At 65.9% G+C, this 17,549-nt stretch carries 16 protein-coding genes; 4 read left to right on the top strand and 12 right to left on the bottom strand.

Features of this window, described 5'->3' with window-relative positions:
- Positions 1 to 14 precede the first annotated feature (14 nt).
- The 5 genes from ACO2RV_RS07565 to hutI form a co-directional block, all read right to left on the bottom strand.
- Positions 15 to 590 carry a HutD family protein gene (locus ACO2RV_RS07565; protein ID WP_423291444.1) on the bottom strand — a complete coding sequence of 192 codons (576 nt, stop codon included), beginning with the start codon at positions 588 to 590 and terminating at the stop codon, positions 15 to 17.
- Positions 590 to 2,257: a urocanate hydratase gene (gene hutU, locus ACO2RV_RS07560; RefSeq protein WP_423291442.1), complete on the bottom strand. Its 1,668-nt coding sequence runs from the start codon at positions 2,255 to 2,257 to the stop codon at positions 590 to 592. The genes ACO2RV_RS07565 and hutU overlap by 1 nt, the downstream gene beginning before the upstream one ends.
- Before the next feature lie 13 nt (positions 2,258 to 2,270).
- The gene (gene hutG, locus ACO2RV_RS07555) at positions 2,271 to 3,092 is read right to left on the bottom strand and encodes an N-formylglutamate deformylase (protein WP_423291440.1); all 822 of its coding nucleotides are present in this window, start codon (positions 3,090 to 3,092) and stop codon (positions 2,271 to 2,273) included.
- A 172-nt stretch (positions 3,093 to 3,264) separates the two neighbouring features.
- Positions 3,265 to 4,800, bottom strand: a complete 1,536-nt coding sequence (hutH, locus tag ACO2RV_RS07550) for a histidine ammonia-lyase (protein ID WP_423291438.1) — start codon at positions 4,798 to 4,800, stop codon at positions 3,265 to 3,267.
- Entirely contained in the window at positions 4,797 to 5,999 is a 1,203-nt protein-coding gene (gene hutI, locus ACO2RV_RS07545) for an imidazolonepropionase (RefSeq protein WP_423291436.1), read from the bottom strand. Before hutI ends, hutH begins: the two co-directional genes overlap by 4 nt.
- A 96-nt stretch (positions 6,000 to 6,095) precedes the next feature.
- On the opposite strand from hutI, the gene ACO2RV_RS07540 reads away from it, so the two are divergent.
- Both ACO2RV_RS07540 and ACO2RV_RS07535 read left to right on the top strand, forming a co-directional pair.
- Positions 6,096 to 7,448, top strand: a complete 1,353-nt coding sequence (locus ACO2RV_RS07540; RefSeq protein WP_423291434.1) for a formimidoylglutamate deiminase — start codon at positions 6,096 to 6,098, stop codon at positions 7,446 to 7,448.
- Between the two features lie 25 nt (positions 7,449 to 7,473).
- Positions 7,474 to 7,869, top strand: a complete 396-nt coding sequence (locus tag ACO2RV_RS07535) for a RidA family protein (RefSeq protein ID WP_423291432.1) — start codon at positions 7,474 to 7,476, stop codon at positions 7,867 to 7,869.
- A gap of 64 nt (positions 7,870 to 7,933) precedes the next feature.
- Here the strand turns inward: ACO2RV_RS07535 and ACO2RV_RS07530 are convergent, their stop codons facing one another.
- The 5 genes from ACO2RV_RS07530 to ACO2RV_RS07510 are packed head-to-tail and all read right to left on the bottom strand — an operon-like array spanning position 7,934 to position 12,058.
- Positions 7,934 to 8,638, bottom strand: a complete 705-nt coding sequence (locus ACO2RV_RS07530) for a fumarylacetoacetate hydrolase family protein (protein WP_423291430.1) — start codon at positions 8,636 to 8,638, stop codon at positions 7,934 to 7,936.
- Entirely contained in the window at positions 8,638 to 9,390 is a 753-nt protein-coding gene (locus ACO2RV_RS07525) for an ABC transporter permease (RefSeq protein ID WP_423291428.1), read from the bottom strand. The genes ACO2RV_RS07530 and ACO2RV_RS07525 overlap by 1 nt, the downstream gene beginning before the upstream one ends.
- A gap of 11 nt (positions 9,391 to 9,401) precedes the next feature.
- Positions 9,402 to 10,208 (bottom strand): ABC transporter ATP-binding protein, encoded by an 807-nt coding sequence (locus tag ACO2RV_RS07520; protein WP_423291426.1) that lies wholly within the window; start codon positions 10,206 to 10,208, stop codon positions 9,402 to 9,404.
- A gap of 3 nt (positions 10,209 to 10,211) precedes the next feature.
- Positions 10,212 to 11,042: an ABC transporter permease gene (locus ACO2RV_RS07515; protein ID WP_423291424.1), complete on the bottom strand. Its 831-nt coding sequence runs from the start codon at positions 11,040 to 11,042 to the stop codon at positions 10,212 to 10,214.
- Between the two features lie 11 nt (positions 11,043 to 11,053).
- Positions 11,054 to 12,058, bottom strand: coding sequence for an ABC transporter substrate-binding protein (locus ACO2RV_RS07510; RefSeq protein ID WP_423291422.1), 1,005 nt, complete (start codon positions 12,056 to 12,058; stop codon positions 11,054 to 11,056).
- A 182-nt stretch (positions 12,059 to 12,240) separates the two neighbouring features.
- Here ACO2RV_RS07510 and ACO2RV_RS07505 point away from each other — a divergent pair, with 182 nt between their 5' ends.
- Positions 12,241 to 12,951, top strand: a complete 711-nt coding sequence (locus ACO2RV_RS07505; protein WP_423291420.1) for a FadR/GntR family transcriptional regulator — start codon at positions 12,241 to 12,243, stop codon at positions 12,949 to 12,951.
- 224 nt (positions 12,952 to 13,175) lie between these two features.
- Complete coding sequence (locus ACO2RV_RS07500; protein ID WP_423291418.1) at positions 13,176 to 14,360, top strand: acetate/propionate family kinase; 1,185 nt, start codon at positions 13,176 to 13,178, stop codon at positions 14,358 to 14,360.
- Between the two features lie 49 nt (positions 14,361 to 14,409).
- On the opposite strand, the gene ACO2RV_RS07495 is transcribed toward ACO2RV_RS07500, so the two are convergent.
- Together ACO2RV_RS07495 and ACO2RV_RS07490 are read right to left on the bottom strand one after the other, a co-directional pair.
- On the bottom strand, positions 14,410 to 15,078 hold the full coding sequence (locus tag ACO2RV_RS07495; RefSeq protein WP_423291416.1) for a hypothetical protein: 669 nt from the start codon (positions 15,076 to 15,078) through the stop codon (positions 14,410 to 14,412).
- Complete coding sequence (locus tag ACO2RV_RS07490) at positions 15,075 to 17,300, bottom strand: GumC family protein (protein ID WP_423291414.1); 2,226 nt, start codon at positions 17,298 to 17,300, stop codon at positions 15,075 to 15,077. Before ACO2RV_RS07490 ends, ACO2RV_RS07495 begins: the two co-directional genes overlap by 4 nt.
- Between the last annotated feature and the right edge of the window lie 249 nt (positions 17,301 to 17,549).

The raw sequence follows: 17,549 nt of genomic DNA, 5'->3' as shown, positions 1-17,549 counted from the left end.
TTATTTGTATAGACCTATTTGTCGAGGCCGCCGGGGCTTTCCCACAGCTCGATGAGATAGAATGCCGCTGCGGTCTGCGCCTCGACAAGCACCGGCGCGTCGCTGACCACCGCGTCAAGGCGACCCAGCGTTTCGCTGCCGACAGCCAGACCCGGCGTGAGCGCAAGCACCAGCATGAGACCGTGCTCGGGCGCAAGCATCATCCTGCCGGAAAGGCTGTGACAGCGCAGGCAATGGGTGTAGCGCCCACGCCGCGTCATCACGTTGAGATCGACGATCGGCCCGCCGAGCAGCGTGGCGCGGGTCGGCGCGTCGCCGGGAAAGCTCGCCGGCTCGCCGCCGGGCAGAACCACCTGCGGCGTCCGGCCCTCGACCTCAAGCCGAATACCCTCCCCCTCCAGCACCGCCAGCGTGCGGTCGATGCCGGGAAAGGGCGAGAACGGGCCATCCTCGACCACGCCCGCCATGCTCACCCGCCAGTCGAAGCCATCGAGCCCGGTGCCGGCTGGCGCTATCGCCACCTCGGTGGTCGATCCGGCGCCGTTCTTCCACGGCATGACCTTGTGATCGGCGGCGCGCAGGATGCGCATCAGCCGAGGATGCCCGGCAGGTTGAGCTGGTGCTCCTTCGCGCAGTCGATGGCAATCTGGTAGCCCGCATCGGCATGGCGCATCACGCCCGTCGCCGGGTCGTTCCACAGCACGCGGGCGATGCGGCGCGCCGCGTCCTCGGTACCGTCGCAGCAGATCACCATGCCGGAATGCTGGGAGAAGCCCATACCGACGCCGCCGCCATGGTGCAGTGACACCCAGGTCGCGCCCGAGGCGGTGTTGAGCAGCGCGTTCAGCAGCGGCCAGTCGGACACCGCGTCGGAACCGTCCATCATCGCCTCGGTCTCGCGGTTCGGCGAGGCGACCGAACCCGAATCCAGATGGTCACGGCCGATGACGACGGGCGCCTTGAGTTCGCCGGTGCGGACCATCTCGTTGAAGGCGAGCCCGAGCCGGTGGCGGTCGCCAAGCCCCACCCAGCAGATGCGCGCCGGCAGGCCCTGGAACTTGATGCGCTCGGCGGCCATGTCGAGCCAGTTGTGCAGGTGCGGATTGTCCGGGATCAGTTCCTTCACCTTGGCGTCGGTCCTGGCGATGTCCTCGGGATCGCCCGACAGCGCCGCCCAGCGGAACGGACCGATGCCGCGGCAGAACAGCGGGCGGATATAGGCCGGCACGAAGCCGGGGAAGTCGAAGGCGTTCGACACCCCCTCCTCCAGCGCCATCTGGCGGATGTTGTTGCCGTAGTCCACGGTGGGGATGCCGGCGTGGAAGAAGTCCAGCATCGCCTGCACATGCACCGCCATCGATGCCTTGGCCGCCTTGGCGACGCCCTTCGGGTCGCTCTGCTTGCGGTCTTCCCACTGGCTGAGCGTCCAGCCGATGGGGAGATAGCCGTTCACCGGGTCATGGGCGGAGGTCTGGTCGGTGACGATGTCGGGCTTCACGCCGCGCCGCACCAGTTCGGGCAGCACCTCGGCGGTGTTGCCGAGCAGGCCGACCGAGAGCGGCTTGCCGGCGGCACAGGACTCCTCGATCAGACGCAGCGCCTCGTCGAGATCGGTGGTGTGGGTGTCGAGATAGCCGGTGCGCAGGCGGAAATCGATCGAGGACGGCCGGCACTCGACCGCTAGGCAGCTCGCCCCGGCCATGGTGGCCGCCAGCGGCTGCGCGCCGCCCATGCCCCCTAAGCCGCCGGTGAGGATCCACTTGCCCCTGAGGCTGCCGCCGAAATGCTGGCGCCCCATCTCCACGAAGGTCTCGTAGGTGCCCTGCACGATGCCTTGGGCGCCGATATAGATCCACGAGCCGGCGGTCATCTGGCCGTACATGGCCAGCCCCTTCTTATCCAGCTCGTTGAAATGATCCCAGGTCGCCCAATGTGGCACGAGGTTGGAATTGGCGATGAGCACGCGCGGCGCGTCCTTGTGGGTGCGGAACACCCCCACCGGCTTGCCGGACTGCACCAGCAGCGTCTGGTCCTCTTCCAGTTGCCTGAGGCTGGCGACGATGCGGTCGAAGCTCTCCCAGTCGCGCGCGGCGCGGCCGATGCCGCCATAGACCACGAGTTCGCCGGGCTTCTCGGCGACGTCGGGATCGAGGTTGTTCATCAGCATGCGCAGCGGCGCTTCGGTCAGCCAGCTTTTGGCGGAGAGCGTCGTGCCATGGGCGGCGCGGATCTCGCGATTATTGTCGATACGGGTCATCTGCAAATCTCCCTCAGGCGTGCGAGCGTGCGAAAGCAAGGCACGCCTCGAAGATGGCGATCAGCGCCGCGCGGACAGGCGCGGCATAAGCGGGATCGTAGGGCGTCGGCCAGTTGCTCTCGTCCACCGGGCCGAGCGGCTCGCGCAGATAGGCGCGGCAGGCCAGTTCCATCTGCACGGCGTGCACGCCGGCCTCGGGCTGCCCGTAATGGCGGGTGATATAGCCGCCCTTGAAGCGGCCATTGCTGACGCGCTCGAATTCCGTGGCGTCGCAGATCGCCTCGATCTCCGCTTGTAACGCCGGCGCGCAGCTGGCGCCTGAATTGGTGCCGATATTGAAGTACGGCAGCGTGCCGTCGAACAGGCGCGGGATGATCGAGCGGATCGAGTGGCAGTCATAGAGCACGATCGTGCCGTGGACGGCGCGGGCGTGCTCGATCTCGGCCGCGAGCGCCGCGTGATAGGGATCGAAATATTGGACGCGGCGTGTGGCGACGTCCGGCCCCCGGCCCTGCTTGTAGAGCGGCTCGCCGTCGAAGGTGGTGGTCGGGCAGAGTTCGGTGGTCGCCTGCCCCGGATAGAGCGAGACGCCGGAGGGGTCGCGATTCACGTCGATGGCGGTGCGGGAGATGGAGGTTCGCACCACGCTGGCACCAAGATCGGTGGCGAAGTCGTAGAGCTGCTCGATCCACCAGTCGCAGTCCTTGCGGGCGCGCCATGGCGAGACGAGGTCGTCGGCAATCTCCGCCGGGATGTCCGTGCCGGTATGCGGCAGGGAGACCACGAGCGGCGCACTGCCGCGAATGATACTGAGGAAGTCAGGGTGGTCGGTCATGAACGTGGCTTTCCGCCGGAACGCCGGTACTCCCTCTCCCCGACGGGAAGAGGGTTGGGGTGAGGGGCCCTAGACGCTCCGCAGCGGGGCGCCCCCTCACCCGGCGCTATGCGCCGACCTCTCCCCATCGGGGAGAGGTGAAGAACGCCGAAGCCGAGAAAACCCATCCCCCTCACTCCCCGCTGATCGCCGGCAGAACATCGCCCGCCAGCGCGGCAATGGCGCCGGAACGCACCAGCGCGTTCGCCGCTTCCATGTCGGGAGCGAAGAAGCGGTCCTCGTCGAGATGCGGCACCTGCGCCCGCAGCGTGGCGCGCACCTTCTCCAGCACCGGGCTCGAGGCCAGCGGCTGGTGGAAGTCGCAGCCCTGCGCGGCGGCCAGCAATTCAATGCCCAGCACGGCGACGGCGTTCTCGACCATCGGCACCAGACGACGCGCGCCATGGGCGGCCATCGACACATGGTCCTCCTGGTTCGCCGAGGTCGGGATGGAATCGACGCTCGCGGGATAGGCGCGCTGCTTATTCTCCGAGACCAGCGCCGCCGCCGTCACCTGCGGGATCATGAAGCCGGAGTTCAGCCCCGGCTTCGGCGCGAGGAAGGCGGGCATGCCGGAGAGCGCCGGGTCGACCAGCATGGCGATGCGCCGCTCGCTGAGCGAGCCGATCTCGCACACGGCCAGCGCGATCATATCGGCGGCGAAGGCCACCGGCTCGGCGTGGAAATTGCCGCCGGACAGCGCGACGCCGTCCTCGGCGAAGATCAGCGGATTGTCGGAAACGCCGTTCGCTTCCGTGCCCAGCGTCGTCGCCGCCTGACGCAGCACGTCCAGCGCGGCGCCCATCACCTGCGGCTGGCAGCGCAGGCAATAGGGATCCTGCACGCGCTCGTCGCCGACCAGATGCGACGCGCGGATCGCCGAACCCGTCATCAGGTTGCGCAGCGCTTCCGCCGTTTCGATCTGCCCGCGATGCCGGCGCACGGCATGGATGCGCGGATCGAACGGCGCATCGGAACCGCGCGCGGCATCGGTCGACAGCGCGCCCGTCACCAGTGCCGAGCGGAACAGGTTCTCCGCCTCGAACAGGCCGGCCAGCGCATTGGCGGTGGAGAATTGCGTGCCGTTGAGCAGGGCAAGACCCTCCTTCGGGCCGAGCGTCACCGGGGCGAGCCCGGCATCGCGCAGCGCCGCCTCGGCCGGCAGGCGCGCGCCGCCGACATAGATCTCGCCGACGCCGATCATCGTCGCCGTCATATGCGACAGCGGCGCCAGATCGCCCGACGCACCGACCGAGCCCTGCGAGGGGATCACCGGGGTAAGCCCCTTCACCAGCATGGCTTCCAGCAGGTCGATGGTGGCGAGGCTGATGCCCGACACGCCCTGCGCCAGGCTGGCGAGCTTCAGCGCCATCATCAGCCGCGCGACCGGCACTGGCATCGGCTCGCCGACGCCCGCCGCGTGGCTGAGCACGATATTGCGCTGGAGCGTCGCCAGATCCTCGTCGGCAATGCGTACCGTCGCCAGCTTACCGAAGCCGGTATTGATGCCGTAGACGGGCTGCCCTTTGGCGAGGATCGCCGCAACCGCCTGTGCGCTGCGCGCGATCACCGGCCGCGCCGCCGGATCGAGCGAGACCTCAGCGCCGCGATAGACCGCGCACCACTCCTTGAGACTGACCGCGCCGGGTTTCAGGACGATGTGTGTCATTGGCCTCTCCAGATGCGGGCATGCAGCGGGTTGAATCCCATGCGGTAGACGAGTTCCGCCGGCCGCTCGATGTTCCAGATCGCGAGGTCGCAGCTCTTGCCGGCCTCCAGCGTGCCGACCTCATCAAGCCGGCCAAGCGCCCGCGCCGCCTCGCGCGTCACCCCGGCGATGCACTCGTCCACGGTGAGGCGGAACAGCGTGGCGCCCATGTTCATGGTCAGCAGCAGCGAGGTGAGAGGCGAGGTGCCGGGATTGCAGTCGGTCGCCAGCGCGATCTTGGTACCGTGCTTGCGGAACAGTTCGACCGGGGGGAGCTTGGTCTCGCGGATGAAATAGAAGGCGCCCGGCAGCAGCACGGCGACGGTGCCAGCCTTCGCCATGGCGGCCGCGCCTTCCTCGTCCGTATGTTCGAGATGATCGGCCGAGAGCGCGCCGAACTCGGCGGCAAGCTTGGCGCCGTGCAGGTTGGAGAGCTGGTCGGCATGCAGCTTCACCGGCAGGCCAAGCGCCTTCGCCGCCGTGAACACCCGCGCGATCTGTTCAGGCGAGAAGGCGATACCCTCGCAGAACGCATCGACCGCATCCGCGAGCCCGGATCGGGCGATCTCCGGCAGCAGTCCGATCACGCCGTCGATATAGGCGTCCTTGTCGCCCCCGGCTTCCGGCGGCAGGGCATGGGCGCCGAGATAGGTCGTCGTCATGGAGACCGGACGGGCCACACCCAGCGCGCGGGCGGCGCCGAGGCTATTCAGCTCCGCCTCGCGCGACAGGCCGTAGCCGGACTTCACCTCGACCGTGGTCACGCCTTCCGACAGCAGCGCATCGAGGCGCGGCAGTGCGCTCGCGACCAGTTCGGCCTCGCTGGCCGCCCGCGTCGCCTTCATGGTGGAGACGATGCCGCCACCGGCCCTGGCGATCTCCTCATAGGAGGCGCCGGCGAGGCGCAGCTCGAACTCATGCGCGCGGTTGCCGCCGAAAATCAGATGGGTGTGGCAGTCGACGAGGCCTGGGGTGATCCAGCGCCCCTCGCAGTCGACGATCTCGTCCGCCTCGATCGCGCCCACGCCGTCCGCCGGGCCGGCATAGGCAATGCGCCCGCCCTTGGCAGCGACAAGCCCGTCCTCCACGATGCCGAGCCCGTCGGCGCCCTCGACGAGCGTCGCCAGCCGGGCACCCCGCCATACTCGATCGCAGCGCATGGAGCTTCCTCAGCAGTGGTGACAGGGGAGCAGATAATGTCTATACATAATAGCACCTCGACCGACTTGTCCATAGCCTTCGGGAGCAATGCCGCGATGACCCGCCTTTGGTTCGAAACCGCTTATCTCGCCGATGGTTGGGCCCGGCACGTGACTCTGGATGTTACCGACGGCCGCATCACCGCGATCACGCCGGACACGGATTCGAGCGACATCGCAGAGCGTCACGCCATCGCCTTGCCGGGACTCCCGAATCTGCACAGCCACGCCTTCCAGCGCGCCTTTGCCGGCAACACCGAGGTGCGCGGGCCGTCCAGCGACAGCTTCTGGACCTGGCGCGAGGCCATGTACCGCGCCGTCGACCGCATCGACCCCAGCGACGTCGAGGCCATCGCCGCGCAGGTCTATGTCGAGATGCTGGAAGCCGGCTTCACCCGCGTCGGCGAGTTCCATTATCTCCACCATGATGGCGACGGCCGCCCCTATGCCGATATTGGCGAACTCAGCCACGCCATCGCGGCCGCCGCGGGCGAGACCGGCATCGCCCTGACGCTGCTGCCCGTCTTCTACGCCCATGGCGGCTTCGGCGCGCAGGAACCGACCCATGGGCAGCGGCGCTTCATAAACGATATCAATAGCTTCGGACGACTGATTGAATCAGCCCGGCAAGGGCTTGAATCACTTCCTGATGCGGTCCTCGGCATCGCTCCGCACAGCCTGCGCGCGGCGACAGTCGAAGAAATCGCTGCCATCCTGCCGCTGACCGATGGCCCGATCCATATCCACGTCGCCGAGCAGACCAAGGAAGTCGACGACTGTCTGTCATGGTCCGGGCGTCGCCCGGTCGAATATCTGCTCGACAACGCACCTGTGGACGCGCGCTGGTGCCTGATCCACGCCACCCACATGACGGCGACTGAAACCCTTGCCATGGCGCGAAGCGGCGCGGTGGCGGGTCTTTGCCCGATCACCGAGGCCAATCTCGGCGACGGCATCTTCCCCGCGCCGGATTTCGTCGCTGCGGGCGGACGCTACGGTGTGGGCTCGGATTCGAACGTGCTGATCAATGCCGCCGAGGAGTTGCGGCTGCTGGAATATTCGCAGCGCCTCGCCCACCGCGCCCGCAATGTGCTGGCGATGAACGAGGGTCGGTCGACCGGCGAGACGCTGTTCGGCTCGGCACTCAAAGGCGGGGCACAGGCGCTGCAGGGGGCCGCCGGCCTCGCGGTAGGTGCTCCGGCGGACATCGTCAGCCTCGATGCCGGCCATCCCTCGATCGGTGGACGCAGCGGCGCGGCGATCCTCGACGGCTTCATCTTCGCCGCCGCGCGCCCGGCCATTGACTGCGTCTGGCGCCGTGGCGAAAAACTGGTGGAAGGCGGGCATCACCATGCCCGCGAAAGCGTCGCGGCGCGCTTCCGCGCTACGCTTGCCAAAATATCCGCTTGAGCCACCACCACGCAGGGAAAAGCCAATGGCGCCTGAGTTCTTCATGATCCCCGGCGCGCCGACGCCGGTCGCCCCGTTCAGCCACGCCGTGGAAGCGGATGGCTGGGTGTTCATCACCGGGCAGATGCCGACTTGGCCGGACGACGATTCCCGTCCGCTTCCCGAGGGCGCGGAGGCGCAGACCCGCCGCGTGATGGACAACCTCGTCATCGTCCTGGCAGGGCTCGGCCTCGACCTCAGCCATGTCGTGCAGGCCCGCGTGTACCTGACCGAGTTCAAGCGCGACTATCCCGCAATGAATGCGGCCTACGCCTCCTACTTCCCGGCGGATCGCCGGCCGGCGCGCACCTGCGTCGGCGTGACCGGGCTTGCCCGCGACGCGCTGGTCGAGATCGACCTCGTGGCGCGCCGCCCGGCCTGAGCGGAAACGAAAGAAGGCGGCGCCGCGCGGCACCGCCTTCCGTTCTTGCGCATCGGGGAATGCGTCAGACGACCTTGACGTTCAGCGTGCCGACGCCGTCGACGCCGCCTTCCATCACATCGCCTCGCACGATGGCGCCGACGCCCGCCGGCGTGCCGGACATGATGATGTCGCCGGCCTTCAGCTCGAACAGCCCGGAGAGGATGGCGATCATCTCCGGCACCTTCCAGATCATCTGGTTGAGATCGCCGACCTGGCGCTGCGTGCCGTTCACGTTCAGCCATACCTTGCCAGCGTTCGGATGGCCGATCTTGGAGGCCGGCACCAGCGCGGAGCACGGGGCGGACGCCTCGAACGCCTTGCCGACTTCCCACGGACGACCGAGCTTCTTGGCCTCGCCCTGCAGGTCGCGACGGGTCATGTCCAGGCCGATGCCGTAGCCCCACACATGTTCCATCGCCTTCTCGACCGGGATGTTGATCCCGCCCTTGCCGATGGCGACAAGCATCTCGAGCTCGTAATGCACGTCGCTTGACTTGTCGGGATAGGGGAAGGTGCCGTTGGTGATGACGTTGTCGGGGTTCTTCTGAAAGAAGAAGGGCGGCTCCTTGTTCGGATCATGCCCCATCTCGATAGCGTGCTCCGCATAATTGCGGCCGACGCAGTAGATGCGGTGGATCGGGAACAGCTTGTCCGAGCCTTCGACGGGAAGCGTCGGAATGCCAGGAGGCGTGATCACGTAGGCGGAGTTATCGATAGGCGCGTTCATCAGCGTACTCCTGCATAATAGTCGACGCGTTTTTCAATGGATTCGATGATTGCCGACAGCAGCATTGCCGCGGCAAACAGGATGATGGTCAGGGCCCAGAAGTTCTCCATGTCGAAATTGCGCGAGTAGAGCTCGAACAACTCGCCATAGCCGAGGATCGAAACCAGCAACTGGCCGATCACCACGCCCTTGACGCCGCGGATCACGCCGAGGCGAATGCCAGCGAGGATTTCCGGCAGTGCCGCGAGCAGGATGATCTTGTAGTAGAGGGCGAAGCGCGAGGCGCCGTAGCTGCGGCCCATCTCGACCAGCGAATTCGGCACGCTCTGTATGCCGGCGCGCGTGTCGAGCACGATGATCCACACCGCGAAAAGGAAGACGGTGACGACAACCGTGGTCTCGCCCATGCCGAACAGGATCATCAGCACCGGCACCAGCGCCGAGAGCGGCGCGGAGACGAAGATGTTGACCCAGATGCCCAGCAGGTTGTCGACCGTGGGGAAGCGCCCCATCAGCACGCCGATGACGACGCCTGCCACGATGGAGAAGAACATGCCGATCAGGAAGCTGTTCAGCGTGGTCAGCGCTGCCGCCTGCCAGGTCCCGGTCTGCACCAGCGCCACCGCCGCGACGACAACGTCGGAAAGCGGCGGGATGAGGAACATGACGTCGGCACGGCCGACGAGTTCCCAGATGACGCACCAGACGATGAGCGAAGCCATCATCGGCACGCGATAGCCGAAGAGTTTCACGATCCCCTCCCCTAATCGACGTAGCGCTTGAGGCCCTGCCAGATCTCCTCGACCGTATCGAGATAGGACTGGTCGCGGCGAATGGCGTCGGGAGAGGCCGAGCGGTCGATCTCCGGCTCGATGATCTGGGCGATGCGGCCCGGACGGCGCGAGAGGATGACGATGCGGTCGGAGCAGTAGACGGCTTCCTCGATCGAGTGGGTGACGAAGATGAAGGTCTTCTTCTCCAGATCGACGAGGCGCAGCAGGTCCTCCTGGAACTTGCGGCGGTTCTGTTCGTCCACCGCCGAGAACGGCTCGTCGAGCAGCAGCACGTCGGCGTTCACCGCGAAGGCGCGGGCGAGGCCGACGCGCTGGCGCATGCCACCGGACAGTTCGTGCGGGTACTTGTTCTCGAAGCCGGAGAGCCCGACCTCGGCGATGTACCTGGCGGCGATCGCCTGGCGCTCGTCCTTGCCCATGCCCTTCAGTTCGAGGCCGAAGGCAACGTTGCGCATCACCGTCGCCCAGGGCATCAGCGCGAAGTCCTGAAACACGAAGGCGCGCTCGGGACCGGGGCCGGTCACGACGTTGCCGTTGACGCGAATCTCGCCTGAGGTCGCCGGGATCAGGCCGGCGATGATCTTCAGCAGCGTAGTCTTGCCGCAGCCGGAGGGCCCCAGCAGCGTGGTGAGCTTGCCGCGGGGAAAGTCGAGATCGATCGAGCGCAGCGCCTCAACCTCGCTGTACATCTTGCACACGCCGCGCACTTCGACGGCGACGTCGGAGCCGGCGGGCTTGGCAGCCGCCGCGACCGCCTGGGTCGTGATGTTCCGCATGGCTCAGGACCTCCGCTTCTCGGGACGCAGCACGCGAAGCTCGAAAGCCTCAAGAGCGGCCAGCGTCAATGTCGACACAAGGATGATGGAAACGACGGCGGCGTACATTTCGGGGTAGTTCGCCACCGAACGGTGATAGGTAATCAGGTCGCCTATGCCCGTCGGGGTGATCAGCAGTTCTGCAAGGATCACGCCGATGAAGCCGGCCGCCAGACCCAGACGCAGGCCGGCAAAAATGACCGGTGAGGCGTCGGGTATGATGATCTTGGTGATGCGCTGCCACCAGCTGCCCTGGAAGGAGTAGCACATCGCAACCAATGACGGATTGGCGTTGCGCACCGCCTTGTAGCCGTTGAGCGCGATCACCGGCAAGGCGAGCATAATGACCGCCAGCGTCTTCGACACCAGGCCGATGCCGTAGACGAAGGTGATGAGCGGGATCAGGGCCGCCATCGGCGCCGCCTGCAACACGATGAACACCGGCGCGACCAGCCATTCGGCAAAGCGCGACAGGCCCATCACGATACCGAGCCCGACGCCGATCGCGGCGGAGATGGCGATGCCGATCACCAGCGGCTGCAAGGTCTCGGCATAGGCCGCGAGGAAGGAGCCGTCGAACAGCATCGTCAGGAAGGCACGCAACGTCTCCAGGAAGGTCGGGAAGGCGAAGCTGATCGGAATCCGGCCGGCGATCTCCCAGACGAGGAAGAACAGGCCGATCGAAGCGGTCCGCCAGAGCGCCGTGCGATGCTCCGAGAGCTTCCTCCACAGGAAGGAAGCCTCGGGGCCGTGAACGGCTCGCGGGGAGCCGTTCACATGTGCGGGGAGCGACATCCGCCGGGGCCTCAGTTCGTGCCGACCTTGCCGAGCACGCGGTTCAGCGGCTCAAGCGACCAGAACTCTTCCACCTTGAGGCTGGCCGGCTCACCGGTGAGCTGGCCCGAGAGGGTGTAGAACGCGAAGTCGTCCTTCGCTGCCGCCTCGCCGCCACCATTGAGCGGGAAGGCCTTGCCCTGCGCGAGCTCGGTGAAATAGGGGACGATCTCCTTGACCTGATCGGCCGGCAGGTCAGGCAGCAGATTGTACTGCTTGCGCCACTCCGCGACGATCGCCGGGTTCTTCGTCACCTCGCGCCACGTCGTCAGCACCGACTCGATGATGATGTCGACGTCCTTCTGGTTCTTGTCGAGGAAGTCCTGCCGGGCGAACAACGCCTCGTCGGTGGCGTTGATGCCGTCGAGCGGCAGGATGAGGAACTTGCCGGGCGCCTTCTCCTGAAGCAGGCGGCGACCGGCGGCATCGACGATGGTCGCCTTCACATTGCCCTGCAACAGCGCGCCGGTGCGCACTTCCGAGCCAGGGATGTAGCTGATCTTGGAGAACTTGATGCCCTGGCGCTGCTCCATCAGCTTCATGATGGCCTCGGTACCCGAGCCGCGCGAATGCACCGCGACTTCCTGGCCGTTCAGGTCCTTCCAGCTCTTGTAGAACTCGGCGTTCACCGCCGGATAGAAGCGCAGGGTCGAGAGCTGCAGGAAGATGCGCACCGGCACCTTCACCTTCTGGATCAGGGCATAGGGGCCGCCGACACCGACATCGGCCTGTCCGCTGACGACCGCCTGGGCGGCGATGTCCTCGGACTTCAGATAGGTCATCTCGATCTCGACGCCCTTCTGCTTGGCAAGCTCGAAGGCGGCAAGCAGGTGCAGGTTCTCGACCGAGGCGATATCGCCATAGGCGACGCGCACCTTGGCCTCCGCTTGGGGCGAGAAGGCAAGCACGGCACCGACGCCGAGGGCGGCAGCCATGCCGGAAAGTCGACAAATGCCGGCCGTGAGGTTCTTGAGCATTTCCAGTCTCCCATTGTGCCGAGTGGTTAAGCCCACTACTGGACCAACCCGCGAGGTTGGCGACCAATTAGTATTTGGTTTATATTGGGTTCACCACATGGTCAAGCTCACATCGGCTTGACCGAACGGATTCCGCGACGCATATATTGAACCAATTCAAAATTTGGTTGAGCCGACTCGCGATGCTGACACCGCCCAACGACGCCCATCCGGAGAAAGGCATCGTCACCCAGCTCAGGGCTTACCTCGCCCAGAGCAACCTGCCGGAGGATGGCCGCCTGCCCCCCGAACGCGAACTGGCCGTCGCCCTCGGCGTCTCGCGCACCGAGCTGCGCAAGGCGCTCGACGTGCTGGAATCGGAAGGCCAGCTCTGGCGCCATGTCGGCAAGGGCACCTTCATGGGCAGCCGCCCGCTCGACACCTTCGCCGACATCACGGCGCTGGCGCGCCGCAGCAACCCGGCCGAGGTGATGCGCGCGCGCATTGTCATCGAGCCGGAAATCGCCCGCGCCGCCGCCTTCACCGCCACTCCCGCCGATATCTCCGAAATGCGCCTGTGCCTGGCGCGCTCGCGGCAGGCCGAAAGCTGGCGCCAATATGAAGGCTGGGACACCCGTCTTCACCGCACCATTGCGGAAGCGACGCAGAACAGCCTGCTGCTCGGCCTGTTCGACACGCTGAATGCCGTGCGGCGCGCGGTGACATGGGGGCGGCTGCGTACCGCGCCGATGCGCCCGCTGCCGAGCCATCACAGCTTTGCCGAGCACGAGGCCATCGTCGAGGCCATCGAGCACCGCGACATGGCGGGAGCCGCCAATGCGATGCGTGCGCACCTGATGACGGTCGAGCGCAAGCTGCTCGAAAAGCAGTTGCGCGCCGCCAACGAAGGCTGACCCCGCTCGACCATCCCGCTTGCGGCATCTCAATGACGCAGCCCCTCGGACCGTGTCCGCTCTCGCGATGTGGCTCGCTCCCGACTACGATGGGGCGACTTCTCCGGGGGCGGCATGACTTTCGACACGCGACCAAGCACCACCACGAGGCCGTATGTTCACATATCCGGCCTATCGCTGACTCGGACGCGGGCGTGGCCACCTGCGCGAGGAGGCCACACGCGATGAGCGAAGCGCTGTTCGTCGTCAACGCCGGCAGTTCGAGTATCAAGTTCAAGCTGTACCGAATACTCGGGCATGACATCGCCCCGCTGATCACCGGCGCGCTTGACGGAATCGGCACGCAGCCGCGGCTGAGAGCGAAGGACGCCGACGGCGCGGTGCTTGTCGACCGGAGCTTCACCGCGGAGGAGATCGCAAAGCCCTCCCATGCCCAGCACGCCATCGGCGACTGGGTCACCCCGCTCATAGGCGCATACGACCTGATCGGCGTCGGCCACCGTGTGGTGCATGGCGGGCCGCATTATTCCCACCCGGTAATCGTCGATGACGAGGTGCTGCGCACGCTGGAGAGCTTCATTCCGCTCGCCCCGCTGCACCAGCTGACCAATCTCGACCCGATCCGTGTCCTGCGCGAGCGCCGGCCGGACCTGCCGCAGGTCGCCTGTTTCGACACCGCCTTCCATCGCGGCCATCCGGAAATCGCCGACCGCTTCGCCCTGCCCCGCGCGCTCTATGACGACGGCGTGCGTCGTTACGGCTTCCACGGCCTGTCCTACGAGTATGTTTCAGGTCGCCTTCGCGAGATCGTGCCCGATCTGGCCGCAGGCCGGGTCGTGATCTGCCATCTGGGCTCCGGCGCCTCGGCGTGCGCGCTGCTGAACGGGCGCAGCATGGAGTCCACCATGGGCTTCACCGCGCTCGATGGCCTGCCGATGGGCACGCGCTGCGGCGCCCTCGATGCCGGCGTCGTGCTGCACCTGATCGAACAGAAGGGTCTCACGCCCGCTCAAGTCGGCCACATGCTGTATCACGACAGCGGACTGCGCGGGCTGTCGGGCATCAGCAGCGACATGCGCACCCTCCTCGCCTCGCCCGATCCGGCGGCGGCGCTGGCGGTCGACTACTTCACGCTGCATGTCGCGCAGGCGGTCGCCAGTCTCTCCGTCACGCTCGGCGGCCTCGATGCTCTCGTCTTCACCGCCGGCATCGGCGAGCACGCGCCGGAAGTGCGCAGCCGCGTCGCGAGCCGGCTGGGTTTCCTCGGCGTCGACCTCGACGAGCAAGCGAACAGCACCGCCTCGACCGACATCCAGTCCGACAGAAGCTCTGTGCGCGTGCTCGTGGTGCCGACGGACGAGGAACGCATGATCGGGCTGCACACGCTCAAGCTACTCGGCCGGAAATAGCGGCAAACGCACTGCAAGGCCGAGGTGCCCCGCCTGCTACGCCCCGGCACTACCACCCGGTGCGCGGCAGGGTGCGCCTCTTGTCCTCGATCTCCTTGCGGACGTCGGGCTGCAGCGACCGCAGCACGCTCGGCCAGAGGGTACGGAACCTCGAAACGGCGCCGCGCGTGAGGCCAACCATCTGCATCTCGTAGAAGAAGCGCTGCTTCTGTTCGTCGCTCGCCTCACTCCAGACACCCGCGAGGAACGACAGGCGCCACAGGATGTCCCGATCCTCGCGCGGCGCCACCACGGACGACATCCCCCAGGCTGCCAGTGCCAGATCGACGCGCGACACGGCGAGGCTGGCGGTCGCAAAGTTCGCCCATGCCTCGCCACTGACCGGATCGATGCGGATCACGTCCGCCGCATCCGACAGCGTCGTGGCGGCCGGCACGCCTGCAACTCGGCCGAGTTGCAGGTAGAGCGGGCGCGCCAGGTTGCGCACGCCGGCCACATCGCGCCAATCGGCGACCTGTGCCCGCAGTGGGCCCAGTTGGGGGAAGTTCGCGCTGGTCCAGTACTCGCTGGCCAACACCGCCGACGCCTGCCCGTAAAGCTGGAAGAATCGCGACAGCCGCACGCCTTCGAAGGTCAGCCAGCCTGCAACGCTCAGCAGAACCACCGAAAGTGCGATGCCTGCCACGGAGCGCGGCGGACCAGCGACGGCTGCGCTCATCCGACGTAGTACTTCTTGTAGTAGGCGGACGAGTAGTAGGAATAGCGCCCGTATTTGGGCGTCCTGCGCAGGTCTACCATGTTGAAGGCCAGGCCGCAGATCTTGCGGTCTCCAGGAATGCGCTCCAGCGAGTGGCGCACGAACTCGCGTGCCGTCGTGCTCCAGCGCACGACGAAGATCACCTTGTCGACGATCGGCGCGAGCACAGAGGCATCCACCACCGGCCCGATGGGCGGCGCATCGAGCACGATGAGATCGAAGCTCTGGCGAAGCTGCTCGATCAGGTGCTGCATGCGGGCAGAACCCAGCAGATCAGGCGGACTTTGGGTCTTGGCACCCGATCCCATGACATAGAGCCCCGACGACTTGTCACGATGAAGGATACCGTCCGCCGCCGCCGTCTGCGCCAGCAATTCCACCAGGCCGGGACGATCGGTGAGGTTGAACTGTTGCGAAACCGACGGGCGGCGAAGGTCGCAATCGATGAGAACGACACGCTTGCCTGATGTCGCCGCGGAGACCGCCAACGCGATCGACAGCGATGTCTTGCCCTCGCCGGGCGAGGCGGAGGTCAACTCCACGACCTGGGGCGGGTTGTCGACATCCGACATCTGCACGCCGGCCCGCAGGCTGCGGATCGATTCACTGAACCGGGACAGAGGTTTCTCGATCAGGTAATTGACGACGCTGACTCCCTCCCCGGCCTTGGAATCGTTGAGGTCAACCCATTCGATGGAGGACAGAACCGGCAGGCCCGTAGCCTCCTCCAGCTGGCGCGGGCTGTTGAAGCCCGTATTCAGCAGGTCGAGCAGAAACGCCAGCGCGACGCCGATCATCAAGCCCAAAGCGGCCCCGATGAACACGAACAGCTGCTTCTTGGGGAAGGACGGCACCCCGCTGGGCAGTGCCGGCGTGATGATCCGCGCGTCCTTCATCGTCACCTCAGACTGCTCCGAGGTCAGCTTCGCCTGCTGGAGAAAGGTCTCGTAGAGCGTCCGGTTCGCTTGAGCATCACGCTCGAGCTCCCGCAGCTTAACGGTCAACGCGCTTTCGGTGTTGGCCTGGCCGCTGGCCGCGGCAACATTGGCCGACATGGCGTCGGCGCGGCTCTTGGCAACCTCGTAGTCATTCTTGAGATTGGCGACGACGCGCTGAATCTCGGCCGAGATCATGCGTTCATACTGGCTGCGCTCGGCGCGGACATTGACGACCAGAGGATGACGCTCGCCATAGCGGGATACAAGGTCCGCCTCGCGGGCCGCCGCGGTGGAGAGCTTGCCGCGCAGGTCGCCGATAACGGCAGACTGCATCACGTCCGGGATGCTGTCGGCCTTGCCGCCGCTTTCCAGCAGCTTCCGGGCCTGCTCGTACTTGGCGAGCTTCGCAGCCGTCTCCGTCTGAATCTGGACGAGTTCGGCGCTGACCTCGGACAATTGCTGCTCGTTGAGGGTCTTCGCGTTGACCGACAGCAGATTATTGTCCGTACGGAACTGCGCGACCGCTTCCTCGGAGATCCGCAGCTTTTCCCGCAAACTCTGCAAACGATCCGTCAGCCAGCTCGACGCCCGGCGTGCGGCCTCAAAGCGGTTCTCCAGCTGATCGACGATGTAGGCGTCGGCAATGGCGTTGGCGAGCCGCGCCGAAAGCGCGGGATCCGTCGTCGTCATCGAAATCGACATGATCGGCGCCTTGCCGACCTGCGCCACCGACATGGCGGCGCGAAGCTCACCTATGCCAGCCCGCAGCTCCGGCGAGAACGCGGCAGCGTCGCCAGTCGCGGCATTCGCGACCTCCGCGCCGGCTTCCCCGCCATCCCCCGATGAAGCGCCCCACCCCAGGAGATCGCCGACCCAGCCGGCGAAAGAAAAGGAGAGGGCAGCCCCGGCCTTCGGTGCGAGCTTCTCCTGCTCGACGACGCGCCGCAGGAAGTTCAGCGAGTTGAGGATGGCGATCTGGCTGCCGACCATCGCAGCGTCCGCCTGCTCCTCGACGCCGGGAAAATTGAGCCCCAGATTCTTCCGCGACGCGGGATCCAGAAGGATTTCGACAGTGCTGGTGTATTTTGGTGTCAGAGTAAACGCCACGACAGTCGTGAGAGCCACGACCGTTGCCGCCGTTACGGCAATCACAATCCAACGTCGGAGGAGAAAGTCGATAATATGATGGAGGTCTACCTTCTCCGACTCATCAGTCTTCGCCGGATTCGCAATCTGTCCGTGCATTCCTGCCGCCAAATACCTTCGCTGCTTCGCACTGCGGACACTCCGCCCCGTAATTTGCAGCCATTGGTTCAGTTCGCATTATAGCGAACCGGGCGACGATTCCTAGAGACGCATGCCGGGCGAGATGATAGAATTATGAAATAGGATTTGCGGATCCTATTGATGAATGCTTAACGGCGTGAGAATAGAATCGATACCAAGAGAATAAACTAGATTGGACGCTTGAAAGCTTTATCGATACACTGTCGC

This window comes from Ancylobacter sp. VNQ12 (assembly GCF_049445835.1).
Classification (GTDB): domain Bacteria; phylum Pseudomonadota; class Alphaproteobacteria; order Rhizobiales; family Xanthobacteraceae; genus Ancylobacter.
Note: the sequence above shows the minus strand (reverse complement) of the source record. Positions and strands in the feature narration are given on the sequence as shown.

Excerpts from the sequence above, each read along its gene's own strand:
- ACO2RV_RS07565 (WP_423291444.1), bottom strand. The coding sequence starts at position 590 with ATGCGCATCCTGCGCGCCGCCGATCACAAGGTCATGCCGTGGAAGAAC.
- hutU (WP_423291442.1), bottom strand. The coding sequence starts at position 2,257 with ATGACCCGTATCGACAATAATCGCGAGATCCGCGCCGCCCATGGCACG.
- hutG (WP_423291440.1), bottom strand. The coding sequence starts at position 3,092 with ATGACCGACCACCCTGACTTCCTCAGTATCATTCGCGGCAGTGCGCCG.
- hutH (WP_423291438.1), bottom strand. The coding sequence starts at position 4,800 with ATGACACACATCGTCCTGAAACCCGGCGCGGTCAGTCTCAAGGAGTGG.
- hutI (WP_423291436.1), bottom strand. The coding sequence starts at position 5,999 with ATGCGCTGCGATCGAGTATGGCGGGGTGCCCGGCTGGCGACGCTCGTC.
- ACO2RV_RS07540 (WP_423291434.1), top strand. The coding sequence starts at position 6,096 with ATGACCCGCCTTTGGTTCGAAACCGCTTATCTCGCCGATGGTTGGGCC.
- ACO2RV_RS07535 (WP_423291432.1), top strand. The coding sequence starts at position 7,474 with ATGGCGCCTGAGTTCTTCATGATCCCCGGCGCGCCGACGCCGGTCGCC.
- ACO2RV_RS07530 (WP_423291430.1), bottom strand. The coding sequence starts at position 8,638 with ATGAACGCGCCTATCGATAACTCCGCCTACGTGATCACGCCTCCTGGC.
- ACO2RV_RS07520 (WP_423291426.1), bottom strand. The coding sequence starts at position 10,208 with ATGCGGAACATCACGACCCAGGCGGTCGCGGCGGCTGCCAAGCCCGCC.
- ACO2RV_RS07515 (WP_423291424.1), bottom strand. The coding sequence starts at position 11,042 with ATGTCGCTCCCCGCACATGTGAACGGCTCCCCGCGAGCCGTTCACGGC.
- ACO2RV_RS07510 (WP_423291422.1), bottom strand. The coding sequence starts at position 12,058 with ATGCTCAAGAACCTCACGGCCGGCATTTGTCGACTTTCCGGCATGGCT.
- ACO2RV_RS07505 (WP_423291420.1), top strand. The coding sequence starts at position 12,241 with ATGCTGACACCGCCCAACGACGCCCATCCGGAGAAAGGCATCGTCACC.
- ACO2RV_RS07500 (WP_423291418.1), top strand. The coding sequence starts at position 13,176 with ATGAGCGAAGCGCTGTTCGTCGTCAACGCCGGCAGTTCGAGTATCAAG.
- ACO2RV_RS07495 (WP_423291416.1), bottom strand. The coding sequence starts at position 15,078 with ATGAGCGCAGCCGTCGCTGGTCCGCCGCGCTCCGTGGCAGGCATCGCA.
- ACO2RV_RS07490 (WP_423291414.1), bottom strand. The coding sequence starts at position 17,300 with ATGCACGGACAGATTGCGAATCCGGCGAAGACTGATGAGTCGGAGAAG.